This is a genomic window from Methanolobus sp. ZRKC4 (assembly GCF_045291305.1).
In the GTDB taxonomy this organism is placed as follows: Archaea; Halobacteriota; Methanosarcinia; order Methanosarcinales; family Methanosarcinaceae; genus Methanolobus.
Genome location: NZ_CP146983.1, coordinates 2,893,378 through 2,906,043 on the forward strand (window position 1 = coordinate 2,893,378; position 12,666 = coordinate 2,906,043).

The following is a 12,666-nucleotide window of genomic DNA, read 5'->3' on the forward strand; positions in this document are numbered from 1 at the left end:
TCCATTGTTCAAAGTAATTAATATTCTATTTCCTGATTGGCAATAAAGATAACCTTATCACAAAGGCATTGGAGTTTGTCATCAAATACTGGAAATGTTTAAGAATAATCAAACAGCATAGTTTAAAAGGGATGATGTTAGAAGCTTTTAAGAGCCGAAATTATGCCTGAATTCAAATAAATGGGGAGTATGGAAAAATGCCAAAACTTGCAATCGTATACCTTAGCACACAGGGAAGCACAAAAATGATGGCTGAAGCCATTGCAAAAGGTGCACGTGAAAAACATGTGGATGTAGACATCGATAACTTCTATGAATGGGATCCTGCAGACATAAACGAATATGATGCCGTTTGCATTGGTTCGTCAACGTTCTATTATACAATGCTGGACCCAATTGCCAAATTCATAGACAAGATCATAGAGACAGGTATCGATGGAAAGATTGGTGCTGCATTTGGTTCTTACGGATGGAGCGGAGAAGCTCCCGTACAAATAGCTGAGAAACTAAGAAAAGCAGGAGTGAACGTTATAGATCCGGTACTAAGAATTCAATATGTACCAAATGAAAAAGATCTCACAGAGTGTATGAGGCTTGGAAAGGACCTTGCAAAAAAGATGAAAAAGAAATAATTGTAATAGTCAGCAAGCAGGTAAAATAACTCTGATAAGATAAATCAGATTGATTCCATATTAAAAATTCATTAATAAACTATTTATAGTTTATTTTGCTAATTGACTGGTGTAATTGAATTAAATTTAAAATATAAGACATATAAGAGGATATTTGTGACAATAATACCATTTGCACCCATTGAAAGAGTAATAAGGAACGCTGGTGCCCAGAGAGTTAGTGAATCAGCAGCAGTAGCTCTTACGGAAATGCTTGAGTCTTACGGACTTGAGATATCAAGGGAAGCGATCAAACTGGCAGAACACGCCGGAAGAAAAACAGTAAAAGCAGAAGATATCAAACTCGCAAAAGAGATGATGGGTAGATAATACCCATTTACTTTTTTCTTTACATTTCTATGATCATAAAAAGCATCATATGAGACTTAAAAGGCTTATTCCGGTCAAGGCAACAACACTGACTATAATACCGGCTATAAGTACACCTACAAGTATTGCCGGTAAAGCATGCTTGAACTCTATCCCGAATACAAAAGCTGCTACACAGCCAGTCCACGCGCCGGTAACAGGCAAAGGAATGGCCACGAAAAGTGTAAGCGCCATGGTTCCGTATTTTTCAAACTTTTCAGTATGGTTTCGCCGGGTTCTCTCAAACAGCCAGGAAAAGAACATATCGAATACCCTGAAACGTCTCAGGTATGAGGAAACAGGTTCAAGGAAAAGAAGCAAAGGAATAACCGGAATCATGTTCCCCAACACTGCAAAAAAATATGCATATTCAGGAGCCATTCCGTACATACCTATTGCAACAGGTATGGCTCCCCTTAACTCAAATACAGGCAGGGCACCGATTATAACCGTTGCAAACCAGTGGGGTACCGAAGAAAGCAACTCCAGTACCAGTGCTTCAAGACTCACTGATATTCCTTTCCAGATAATGCAAAGTGAGCAAGCAGTGATTCAAGCTGAATCCGCTCATTGGCACCTTCAGTCAGCCTGAAATCCACCTCGGCTATTATATCAACCAGTTCGACCATTTTTCTTTCAGGGATATCTACCTCAAACATTGCCCTGTATATCTGGCCGACGACATCCTCACCGGAGAGTCCCTGTTCCAGCAAAAAGCTGTCCAGATGAGTTCGTGATGCTGTAAAATTACCTGAAAGGGCTGTCTCGATAAGCTCACGGACCTGCTCAGGACGTGCTGTAGCCGTGATCTTATAGATAGCCTCCTTGTGGATGGTATCTGCGATCAATGCGGCAGCCTGGAGCGCATTGATAGCTTTTCTCATATCTCCCTGGGCCACATATTTAATGGCATCCACACCATCCTCGGCAATATCCAGCCCTTCGTTGCCAGCTACAAAACGTACACGTTCCGCAACCGCATCATCGGACAGGGGGCGGAACCTGTAGACAGCACATCTTGACTGAATAGGTTCGATTATCTTGGAAGAATAATTACAGGAAAGAATAAAGCGACAATTATTGGTATAGCGCTCCATTGTGCGCCTGAGGGCAGACTGCGCGTCAGATGTCAGCGCGTCAGCCTCATCAAGGAATATTATCTTGAAATCCGCTCCTCCGATAGGAGACGTTTTCGCGAAGTTCTTTATCTTGGTCCTGACAATATCGATTCCACGCTCATCAGAAGCATTGAGTTCTGTGAAATTTTCACGCCATGAGTCAGCAAAGAGCTCACGCGCAATTGACACTGCAGTGGCTGTTTTGCCCACGCCCGGTGGACCGGAGAACAAAAGATGAGGCAGGTTCCTTGTTTTAATATAGGATTTCAATCTTTCGACAGTCTCAACCTGACCGACCACATCATCAAGCTTAAAGGGCCTGTATTTTTCAATCCATATCTCTTCTTTAATGTCTAACCCTCCGCATAAAAATGTACATTCCTGCAATAATAGGAAGATGTAGTTTTTTAAGTTTTCGTAAATAAAAAAGATACAGGATTTAATGCCAGATAAGGCATTTCCTGTATTAACTCACTGATTGATCAGTTTGTAAGCGTAGCTACCCACAACAGGAACCTTTAACAAAATACCCCTGTATGCGATTATTACAAATATCAATATCAAAAAGAGTGCACCGAATCCAAGGAAATCTGCAATTATCCAGCCAACATATGGAATCCATCCCACTATGAATATCAATAATGAAAGTGGGAGGAATATAAGCAGTGACTGCATTGCATGGAACCGGACAAATTTGTTATTCGGCTCGATGAGTAACAGGATAATGCCTGCTATCCAGATACCAACATAGCCTAAAGCCGCAACTATATTCTCATCTAGACCTAATTTTGTATCATATGTCATGATCTTACCTCGCCTCTATGGTATTCTGCGGACATTTCTCTACACATATGCCGCAAGCTGTACACTTGTCCTGATCGATGATAGCAATGAAATTCGTGACCTTAACAGCATCTTCAGGACAGTTCTTTTCACATATCTTACAACCGATGCAGCCCACTTTACAAACTGCCTTTACAGTCTTTCCTTTGTCCCTGGACACACAGCGAACATGTACCTTTTCAGACTCCTTTGCAAAGACCAGGATATCGTTGGGGCATGAAGCTATACAAAGTCCACAACTGGTACAGAGGTTCTTATTAACATGAGGAAGACGGTCCTCCCCTATTGTGATAGCATCAAATGGGCATGCTCTTACACATGTACCGCGACCCATACAGCCGTAATTACAGCCTTTTTCACCGTCAGAAAGCATCATTACAGCTTTACAATCTTCAAAACCGACATACTCGAATCGATCGACACAGTTGAGACCTCCGTTGCATATAACAATAGGATACTCAGTCTCACCCTCGGAAACCTCCTGCCCGACAATTCCACCAATCTCTTTTGCAACATCAAAGCCTCCCACAGGACAGCCATCAATCGGAGCATCTTCATTTACCACACGTTCTGCGAAGTCGGCACATCCGGCAAAGCCACATGCTCCACAGTTTGCACCGGGAAGAACCTCAATGATCTCTTCTACAAGAGGGTTTGATTCTACCCTGAACTTCTTAGATGCAAGGATAAGCATTATACCGACTGCAAGACCAAGACCTCCCAGAATAGCCATTGACTGTATCAGGAAACTGCTGAGCTCGGTCATATAGGTATCACCCAGAAGTAATTAACGAAAGCCAATGACAGCATTGTTGCGATAAAGAAAGCCTGTGGAAGACCTCTTATCGATGAAGGAATGTGAACGAAGGTCGAACGTTCCCTTATAGATGCCATCATCAGCATTACAATGGTATATCCAACACCTGCAGCAATGCCGAACACAATACTCTGCACAAGACTATATTCGGAAAGTACGTTTAGCAACACTACACCAAGTACGGCACAGTTTGTTGTGATCAATGGGAGATAGATACCAAGTGATCGATACAATGAAGGAATATTCTTTCTTACAACGAACTCAACCAACTGTACAAGTGCCGCTATGACCACAATAAAACTTATCAGGTCAAGGAATTCCATATTCGTTGGCACCAAAACGTAAGTGTAGATCACATAAGAAACCGTTGCAGCCATCGCCATAACGAATATAACCGCACCGGACATTCCCGCAGCACTCTTGAAATCCTTGGTCACTCCTACGAAGGAACACAACCCAAGGAACTGAATTAGCAGGAAATTCTTAATGAAGACACCTTCCATGAAAATTGCAAATAAAGCTTTTTCTACCATCTTAACCACCTTTTGCCCTTTTCTTTGCTCTCTGATAGTTCACGACTGCCATGATAGCCCCTATTGTCAGGAATGCACCCGGAGGTAGGATCATAGTTGTCACGTCAGGGTTTGCCGGGAGCGACACCAATGTATAACCAAATGTCACTATCTGTCCGGTTCCCAGAAGTTCCCTTATTCCACCTATCAGCATCAATACTAGCAGGAAACCTGTGGAGATACCAAGTGCATCTATGAAAGAATAGAACACATTGTTCTTGTTTGCATATGCCTCAGCACGCCCTATGATGACACAGTTAACAACTATAAGGGGGATAAAAACACCCAGTGCCGCATACATAGGCGGGAAATAAGCTTCCATGAGCATATCCACAATAGATACGAAGGTAGCTATGATTATAATGAATATGGGAAGCCTTACAGCCGAAGGTATCTGTTTCCTTAGTGCCGAAACGAAAATATTTGCAAACACAAGTACGAAGGCCGTACCTGCTGACATACCAATCGCATTTTCAACTGACGTTGTCACTGCCAACGCAGGACAGAGACCTAATACCAGTCCGATGATCGGGTTGTCCCTGGTAATTCCACGAATATATTCACTTAATGGGTCCATTAGTATCACTCCTCTGCCTCTTCTATCTCAATTATCTTGGAATTCAGTGCATCTATGACAGCCTGGGAGGATATCGTTGCACCGGTAATAGAGTCAACTGCTCCACCTGAACTGGAAAGACTCAGTGAAGCTACTGGAATACCATTGAACTGGCTCCTGAAGTCATCTTCTATTATCTTTGCACCCAGACCAGGCGTCTCTTCATGACTCAAAACATCCATTCCACGAACTGTTGCAAATGAGTCATCAACACCACCTGCTATAACCAGCGGGCCTTGAGCACCTGCCTGCTGCTTGAAGAAAGCGTAACCGATGATATTACCAGAAGAATCCTTTGCACGATAGTAAAGAACATCACGGTTGCCATCATCATCAACCAAATCGCCTTCAACAGCTTCGAAGTTATTGTTGGCTTCCGGAATAAGTTCACCTAGTATAGCTGTTCGGGCAGTTTCCTCATTGATCTTAAGCTGTGCACTCGTAGGAACATAAGTAATACCCAACAAGAGAGCTGCCACAACCGATATAAGGACTATTTTCCCTACAATTACTATTGTTTCATTATTGGACTCACTCATTTTTCATCACCTCGAATTTTAGGGATGCCGGAATCTTATCCATGACATTCCTGTATACTTTCTCTGGAAGTGACTTTGTTCCGAATGATGCAGGCATGGTATTGACCTCTATGTAAGAAGCAACACAGTTTGCAAGGAAGATGCCGTATAATACTCCGTCAACATAGTTGCTGAAATAACCGTATATGAAAACAAGCACACCACATGTAATGCCGTATATGACACGTCCACTTTTGGTCACCGGAGAAGTTGGTGTGTCAGTTGCAAGGAAAAGTATACCAAAAAAGACTATCCCTATCATTGAATATGGCAACTCAGGACTCATATCAAGGAAAGTGAAAAGCTGTGACATATACATCAGTGGATTCAGGACACCTTCATGAACCAGAGCAATTACACCTGAAATAAATAACATTGTTTGTGGTAATGCTATCATTGTTACAAAGAATGCAAAAGGAACTCTCCAGTCAACATATCTCTTGTAAATAAGGTATAAACCACCTACAAGCAGTATCGGAGAAACGTCCACCATCAGACCCGCACCAGTCTCAAGAATAAGATCAGAGAATTGGCTGATATGTGGAATAGATGCAGGTGTCATAAGATGTGGCCAGGCACTCCTGATAAAGACCCATGAGACCAGTACAGGAGTGAATATGTAAGAGCCTGCACCTCCAAAAGCATGTTTACCAACGGCTATGGCAAAGAAGCTACCCACCACAGGCAACCATAAAGGAACTTCCGGTGGCATCAATAATGCAAGCATAAGTCCCGTAAGAGCTGCATGTCCATCTGCAATGGTTACTTTCTGCTTGAATATTGTCTGAATACCAAATTCAGTTGCTACCGCCGCTAATACACACGCAATGATGATCCCGAGTGCAGGAATACCAAAGAAGTATATCGCTGCGAAACATAACGGAAGCAAAGCGATTATTTTACTTATATTCAATGTCTTGAAATCTAATCTTGTTTTTTTATGTGGTGGAGCTGAAATCGTATAAGCCACATCACTCACCTCCGCAACAACCAAGTTTAAGATTCGATGACTCCTTGGGAGCAGCATCTGCATAAGCCTTCTCTATTGCATTCTTTGCGTACCTGATAAGTTGCAGTATATGTATTCTTGAAGGGCAAACAACAGCACATCTGCCACATTCGATACAATTCCCTATGTGCATCTGCCGGCATTCATCAAAACGACCCTGGTCGGCCATAACATTAAGTCTGCTGGGTACAAGGGATACGGGGCACACATCCACACAGCGTGCACAGTGAATACAAGCGACAGGCTGGTCCCGGATGATCTCTTCAGGTTTCTGCAGGGATATTCTTGTGGTTCCTTTTGTCACAGGGACCTGGTCAGTGTACTGAGCCACACCAGTTCTTACACCGTTGGCAATTATCTTTCCAATATCACCGGTAAAACCGCAGGCTTCAATAATATCCTTGAATGGGGTTCCAATCTTTACAAGAATATATTCCATGTGATTTGAAACACCTTCAAGAGAAACAACGGTGTCATAGAAAGGCTTGCCTTCATGAACAGCATCGTAAAGAGCCTTTGCAGACTTGACACCACATACAGCAACACCTACATCCGTAGGGTCACAGCCTATCCGGACTTTGCGGCCCGTTACATTATATGTAAAGAAATTAAGAATTTTCTTCCCATAGATGCGTTCCTGGGATAGGACAACAATGTCAGATTCCTGCTCGTTGAAATAGTACCCTATCTTACGGCCACCTACAAGAGGAGCAACTCTCAGCTTTTTATTATCGACCTCAATGCCCTCAAATGCATCAATGGAATCATTATCATCAGTCCTCAATACAATAGCTCCCTTTTTGGCACCGGCTGCTTTCATGAGCAACTTGAGAGCATCCATTACCTGGGACGCATATTCCTTGGGAGTTCCAAATGTACCACCAATCCATTCGGATGATGTCGCATTTATAAGCACTGTATCGATATTCTTGCCAGTTGGTTTAAGGACAGTATGAGTGGGCATTCCGTAATGCTCCACAATACCTGATTCCTTTATGAGTTCTGCAAGTTTTTCAGGTGTAAGATCCTTGCTGGGAGAGAATACAACTGTCTCATTGCTGTCTTCCGGCTGGATAATAACGCTCATTGACTTGTTACCATCAGGATGAGCAGCCTCTTCAATAGCAATGACCTCACCACATACGCTTGAGTGAACTGCAGATGAGTAATATTCTTCACTATCTCCTATCTTCTGTCCAATAAGAACCCTGTCGCCTTTCTTCACAAGGGGTTCACAGACAGCACCCCTGTGCTGTCTGAGTGGAATTATTATTTTTTCGGGTAATTTATCCAATGTTTTGATTTCCACAGTACCAGCTCCTTAGAATGCAGGCTCCCTTTCTACTTCAGTAGGCTTTGCACCTGGAATTGTCACACTAATTGTATTAGCGGAGAAATCTGTCGGTGGATTAGTCTCTGCCGGATCGCTATCATAGCCCAATGATTTCCAGTTGATCACAGGTACAAGATCATGGCATTCTGAACAATCCTTTATAGAATCTCCGAAGTGGACATTCTGAAGTGTATCTGAAGCTGATGCTCCATGGCAATCTGCACATTCAAGCGGCTCAGCAAGACCTACACTGGAACTGACAATATTATGGCTTACCTGATAGTACATATCCACATGCCTGAGAACTGCATTTGGATAATCCGGACTACCATCCATGTCACCATCATATGACCGAAGCTCATCTTCAGTTACATCACCATCGTTGTCTGCGTCTGCACTGAGTACATCTGCAGGAACTATCGGAGTACCAATTAAAGAACTATTATCAGGATCTGCGAATACATCCACATCAGTCCCTTCATCCCACCAGATACCATTGATAATATTGAATGGTTTTAGGACAGAGTCCTCTTCACGTTCCTGTGCTATTGGCAGAAGATCGTAGTAAACACCCTCGGACCATGCAAGTGTAGGTGTGAACTCTGAATCATATGTGACATCTTCACGAACACCATTTGCCCAGCTGAATTCTTTAATAACAGGAGTACCTGTGACATCGCTACCCGGAAGTGACGGGATGTGGCATGACTCACAGCTTAGGAAATCAAGGTGAGCATCAACCATTCCGCCATGCGATATGTCCTCGTGACAGCCTGATGAATCACAGTCCTTTACACCTGCTTCTGTTTCCATATGTGTTGGTCCCGAAGCAAACAGGTATTCACGGCTACCAATCTTGTGTTCTTCTGTTTCGTGGCATTCCTGGCAATCGACATTATCGTGAACATCATAATAAGCAGAATCTTCAAGTGTCCATGCTACTGCAGTTGTTGCGATATCACCTGTGTGACAGTTGCTTCCACAGAGTGCCTTGCCTGGAGCACCATTAACCTCATCGTGTATTTCGGTTACAAGAGGAAGCGGTGTCAGTACATCGAGCACGTAGCCTGCCATATAAAGTGGTTCTTTCTGCAATTCCGCCCTTGATTCTTCAATTGCGGCTTCGTTGGCGTTCTCGAAATCACCTGCAGCTATTCTTTCTGCACGTGCCTCAAAGTCATATCCACCAACCTGCTCATGGCATATCATACAGTCAAGCTCAACACCGTACTCTGCCATGTAGTTGCCACCGGGATGAGTCTGGCCAAATGTACGAGCTCGCTCTTCGCCTTCAATACTATCAACATCAACACCATAATCCATAAAAGAAGTCCATTTTTTAAGATCCTGATCCACATGATATGATTCCGCAACCTGATCATCCATACCAAAATGACAACCTGCGCACGAACCGTCCGACCATTTCTGCTCGGTCATATAATGAACAGACATAGCCCCATTTCCGCTGTAGCCAATAAAAGCATACACGCCGGATGCAGCGAACATCACTACGAGGATTCCAATAAGAATTACATTTAATTTAGCCATGCTTGCCTCGTCCTCAATCCTCTGCAACTTCCTCAAGCTGTCTGATGACAACTATAATGTCGTTTCTCAAAAGCTGCTCATTAAGTATTTTCATATCATTTGAGACATATTTGCTGATCTCAAACGACTTACGGACTACCCTTATGTTAAAGTCGAAAACTCTATCAAGCAACCCTTTTTTCGGAGTAACGCCTAAAAAGTCCACATCCATATGGTTACCAAGAACATTTGCCTTCAGTTCGATCTTATCAAGAGGCGAGTCAGGCTTAACATAAATAATATGATGTTTTACAAAGCCAAAATGCTTCTCTATACCTCTCCAACCATACTCTTCCATTAACTGATGAAGGGCGACAACTAGGTACTTGTCCTTACTTGAACTACCTCCCGTACCTTTTTTTATGCTGGGGTTGCTCATGATATTACTTCCTTCAAATAAATGATATAGTGAAATAGAGCGGAAACTTGGTTCCCTTTACTGTACCGTCGTACATAAATATCAATTATCTCTTTTCATACGGCATGAAGTATAAAACTGTTGCCGTTGTCCTGATAGCGGTTTTCACAGTATTATTAATGATAAATTATATCGCTGACGAGGATACCGATATTACCATTGAACAAGAAAGCTATTCGCAAACCAGAAGCCTGATGGACACTACAGTTACCATATCAATCCTAACTTCCAACGAAACATATGCTTCGGAAGTTATCGAACGTGCTTTTAACAAAATGTATTATGTTGACAGGGTGATGAACAACTACGACAACAATAGTGAACTAAGCATGCTTAATGAAGAAGGATTTGTGAATAATGCAGACCTTGAACTTGCCTATGTCGTTGACAGATCCAAATACTATTCCCAAAGAAGCAAAGGAGCTTTTGACATATCCATACAGCCTGTTCTTGACCTGTGGGCAAGTAAGTACAGCCCTGGCGGAACCTACGAAGATCCAACACCTGAGGAGATCAATGAAACACTTATATTGGTGAATTATTCGGCCATAGTAATCGACGGGAACAACATCACCCTTGGCAACGGTATGAAAATCACACTTGGAGGAGTTGCAAAGGGATATGCCGTAGACCTGGCAATAGAATCACTGATTGATGATGGTATTATTTCAGGATTTGTCAATGCCGGTGGTGACGGCAGATATATTGGCAGCAAGCCGGATGAAAGTTCGTGGAGAGTAGGATTGCAGAATCCGGAAAAAAGCGAAGATTCAGTGACGATTATGGATATTAAAGATATGGCTGTTGCTACAAGCGGGAACTACGAGCGCTATTTCAATGATACTGCAAAAGTTTCCCATATAGCAGACCCCCGAACAGGTTATACATCACAGAATCTCATAAGTGCAACTGTTATAGCCAGTTCTGCAATGGATGCGGATGCATTTGCTACTGCAGTTTTCATTCTTGGAGAAAAAGATGGCATAAATATGGTCGAAGATCTCGACGGCATAGAGTGCCTGCTCATAACAACGGATAAAAGAATCGTACGTTCCAGTGGTTTTTCCAGTTATGAGAACAATTAAAGAATAATTAGAGAAGTGAAAACTTATTTCAGGCTGACCTTATGCAAGGTCTCATATACGGGACCATGTGGAGTCAGCGTACTTTTTTTCAGTTTTACCGTATCAACCTGCATTGTCCCAAGATCTACGTCTGCCAACTCCTCGAGTAATTCCAGAAACTCTGCTTTTTTCTTTTTTGGCAGGTACTTGACCCTGGCAAGAGTTGCGTGGGCACTGAAAAGATGAGGATTATGTTCAAACTCAAAGGAAGAAAGTGAGCTGTTTACCAATTCATGTAGCTTATCAAAATCCCCGTTGCAACCCAACCATATGACCTTGGCGAAATTTGGCTTTGGGAATACACCAACCCCCCTTACCTGTGCTTCAAAGGGTTCACACTTTACTAAATCAAGAGCATTTGAAATCTCTGCGATCTTATCCTCAGAAATATCGCCCAAAAATTTCATGGTAATATGTACTATGTGTGAATCTACAAATTTGAATTTGAAATCATCGAATTTTGACTGGATATCAGCAATTTTATTGCGCAACTCTTCAGGGAAATCTACCGCAACAAAAGTTCTCACCAAACCTATCACCAATTACCATTTATGTTGGAGACATAAATGAATATCGCTGCCAAACAGGTTCTATTTATAAAGTAAGAATATATAATATATTACGATTTAGTAGTTATATCTTTGATATAAACAGAGGGAATAATTTGGACAGTACAGAAGTAGTTGTCAACGCTGCTATAAGGCTCGCAGAAGAACTGAAGTCTACTGCTATTATAATATCCGGAGATATTAATTTAGAAAAACCAGAGACATCCATACCTGTTTATTTCGCAAGCCGCAAACAAAAAACACTAATAGACCACCTTGTGGCAAGCAGTAAAACAAAAGAAGACCGATCAAAGGTAATTTTGGATAAGATCAACCAGCAGGCTTCCGGAAAAACAGAACATGTGGAAAACATTTCAGCTATTGAGTTCATGATGGAAGAAATTGAAGAAGGTACTGTGATAGGAATAGTAGACAATAAGGATTCATATGCCATCGTAGTCCATAATCTTGCTGACAATCATATAGTTAAAATTTTCAGAGAATGTGAAGAAAGGATATCATCTGAATTATTGCGTGCAGTATTAAAAGTGGCTTTTGACATATCCAACACCGGACGAGAAGGAAAACAGGTGGGCACAGCGTTTATAGTAGGCGATGTTGAAGAAGTTATGATGCGTTCACATCAAATGATCCTGAATCCATACACAGGGCAGAGTGAAGAAGATAGAGATGTTCTGGATAAGATGAACTGGGAATCCATTAAAGAATTCGCCCAACTTGACGGTGTTTTTGTTATATCGGAAGACGGAAAGGTGGAGGCTGCAGGCAGATACCTGGATGTGGATGCAAGAGATATATCCGTTGAAAAAGGTCTTGGTGGACGCCACGTATCAGCTGCAGCAATTACAAGAGATACAGTATCTATCGCCATAACAGTATCAGAATCAGGCGGTGTGATCCACATATATATGGATGGGAAAGAGTTGTTGCATATAGAATCTGCAGAAAGAGCTATTCACATTCAATGATCTAAAAAACATGGTAACTATTCAGCCTGACTGTTTTAATGATGCAAAAAACAATATACTATGGCTTCATTCTA

At 42.2% G+C, this 12,666-nt stretch carries 16 protein-coding genes; 4 read left to right on the forward strand and 12 right to left on the reverse strand.

The genetic code is table 11. The annotated features are described in order from the left end of the window. Positions 1 to 197: 197 nt before the first annotated feature. Complete coding sequence (locus V7O67_RS14200) at positions 198 to 632, forward strand: flavodoxin domain-containing protein (protein WP_342304226.1); 435 nt, start codon at positions 198 to 200, stop codon at positions 630 to 632. Between the two features lie 156 nt (positions 633 to 788). Continuing rightward, a complete protein-coding gene (locus tag V7O67_RS14205; protein ID WP_406670330.1) occupies positions 789 to 1,001 on the forward strand; it encodes a histone family protein in 213 nt (70 codons plus the stop codon). A gap of 45 nt (positions 1,002 to 1,046) precedes the next feature. On the opposite strand, the gene V7O67_RS14210 is transcribed toward V7O67_RS14205, so the two are convergent. The 11 genes from V7O67_RS14210 to V7O67_RS14260 all read right to left on the reverse strand — a co-directional run bounded on the left by V7O67_RS14210 (position 1,047) and on the right by V7O67_RS14260 (position 9,892). Further along, on the reverse strand, positions 1,047 to 1,550 hold the full coding sequence (locus V7O67_RS14210; RefSeq protein ID WP_406670331.1) for a COG2426 family protein: 504 nt from the start codon (positions 1,548 to 1,550) through the stop codon (positions 1,047 to 1,049). Continuing rightward, positions 1,547 to 2,509, reverse strand: coding sequence for a replication factor C small subunit (locus tag V7O67_RS14215; RefSeq protein WP_406671493.1), 963 nt, complete (start codon positions 2,507 to 2,509; stop codon positions 1,547 to 1,549). Before V7O67_RS14215 ends, V7O67_RS14210 begins: the two co-directional genes overlap by 4 nt. 120 nt (positions 2,510 to 2,629) lie before the next feature. Then, the gene (locus V7O67_RS14220) at positions 2,630 to 2,962 is read right to left on the reverse strand and encodes a DUF4870 domain-containing protein (protein ID WP_406670333.1); all 333 of its coding nucleotides are present in this window, start codon (positions 2,960 to 2,962) and stop codon (positions 2,630 to 2,632) included. A gap of 4 nt (positions 2,963 to 2,966) precedes the next feature. Further along, complete coding sequence (gene rnfB, locus V7O67_RS14225) at positions 2,967 to 3,767, reverse strand: Rnf electron transport complex subunit RnfB (protein ID WP_406658190.1); 801 nt, start codon at positions 3,765 to 3,767, stop codon at positions 2,967 to 2,969. Beyond that, positions 3,764 to 4,351 (reverse strand): Rnf electron transport complex subunit RnfA, encoded by a 588-nt coding sequence (gene rnfA, locus V7O67_RS14230; protein WP_406658191.1) that lies wholly within the window; start codon positions 4,349 to 4,351, stop codon positions 3,764 to 3,766. Before rnfA ends, rnfB begins: the two co-directional genes overlap by 4 nt. A gap of 1 nt (position 4,352) precedes the next feature. Beyond that, on the reverse strand, positions 4,353 to 4,967 hold the full coding sequence (gene rnfE / locus V7O67_RS14235) for an Rnf electron transport complex subunit RnfE (RefSeq protein ID WP_406658192.1): 615 nt from the start codon (positions 4,965 to 4,967) through the stop codon (positions 4,353 to 4,355). Between the two features lie 5 nt (positions 4,968 to 4,972). Then, positions 4,973 to 5,545: an Rnf electron transport complex subunit RnfG gene (rnfG, locus tag V7O67_RS14240; RefSeq protein WP_342304219.1), complete on the reverse strand. Its 573-nt coding sequence runs from the start codon at positions 5,543 to 5,545 to the stop codon at positions 4,973 to 4,975. Next, the gene (gene rnfD, locus V7O67_RS14245) at positions 5,538 to 6,554 is read right to left on the reverse strand and encodes an Rnf electron transport complex subunit RnfD (protein WP_406670334.1); all 1,017 of its coding nucleotides are present in this window, start codon (positions 6,552 to 6,554) and stop codon (positions 5,538 to 5,540) included. Before rnfD ends, rnfG begins: the two co-directional genes overlap by 8 nt. Before the next feature lies 1 nt (position 6,555). Next, complete coding sequence (gene rnfC / locus V7O67_RS14250) at positions 6,556 to 7,902, reverse strand: Rnf electron transport complex subunit RnfC (protein WP_406670335.1); 1,347 nt, start codon at positions 7,900 to 7,902, stop codon at positions 6,556 to 6,558. 12 nt (positions 7,903 to 7,914) lie between these two features. Then, complete coding sequence (gene mmcA / locus V7O67_RS14255; protein WP_406670336.1) at positions 7,915 to 9,525, reverse strand: methanogenesis multiheme c-type cytochrome; 1,611 nt, start codon at positions 9,523 to 9,525, stop codon at positions 7,915 to 7,917. Continuing rightward, on the reverse strand, positions 9,488 to 9,892 hold the full coding sequence (locus V7O67_RS14260) for a hypothetical protein (RefSeq protein WP_406670337.1): 405 nt from the start codon (positions 9,890 to 9,892) through the stop codon (positions 9,488 to 9,490). The genes mmcA and V7O67_RS14260 overlap by 38 nt, the downstream gene beginning before the upstream one ends. Before the next feature lie 104 nt (positions 9,893 to 9,996). Between V7O67_RS14260 and V7O67_RS14265 the strand changes: the two genes are divergently transcribed. Continuing rightward, the gene (locus tag V7O67_RS14265; protein ID WP_406670338.1) at positions 9,997 to 11,016 is read left to right on the forward strand and encodes an FAD:protein FMN transferase; all 1,020 of its coding nucleotides are present in this window, start codon (positions 9,997 to 9,999) and stop codon (positions 11,014 to 11,016) included. Positions 11,017 to 11,039: 23 nt separating this feature from the next. Here V7O67_RS14265 and thpR read toward each other — a convergent pair whose 3' ends face one another. Next, complete coding sequence (thpR, locus tag V7O67_RS14270) at positions 11,040 to 11,582, reverse strand: RNA 2',3'-cyclic phosphodiesterase (RefSeq protein ID WP_342304211.1); 543 nt, start codon at positions 11,580 to 11,582, stop codon at positions 11,040 to 11,042. A 137-nt stretch (positions 11,583 to 11,719) separates the two neighbouring features. Here thpR and V7O67_RS14275 point away from each other — a divergent pair, with 137 nt between their 5' ends. Then, positions 11,720 to 12,592 carry a diadenylate cyclase gene (locus tag V7O67_RS14275; RefSeq protein ID WP_342304210.1) on the forward strand — a complete coding sequence of 291 codons (873 nt, stop codon included), beginning with the start codon at positions 11,720 to 11,722 and terminating at the stop codon, positions 12,590 to 12,592. The last annotated feature ends 74 nt before the right edge of the window (positions 12,593 to 12,666 follow it).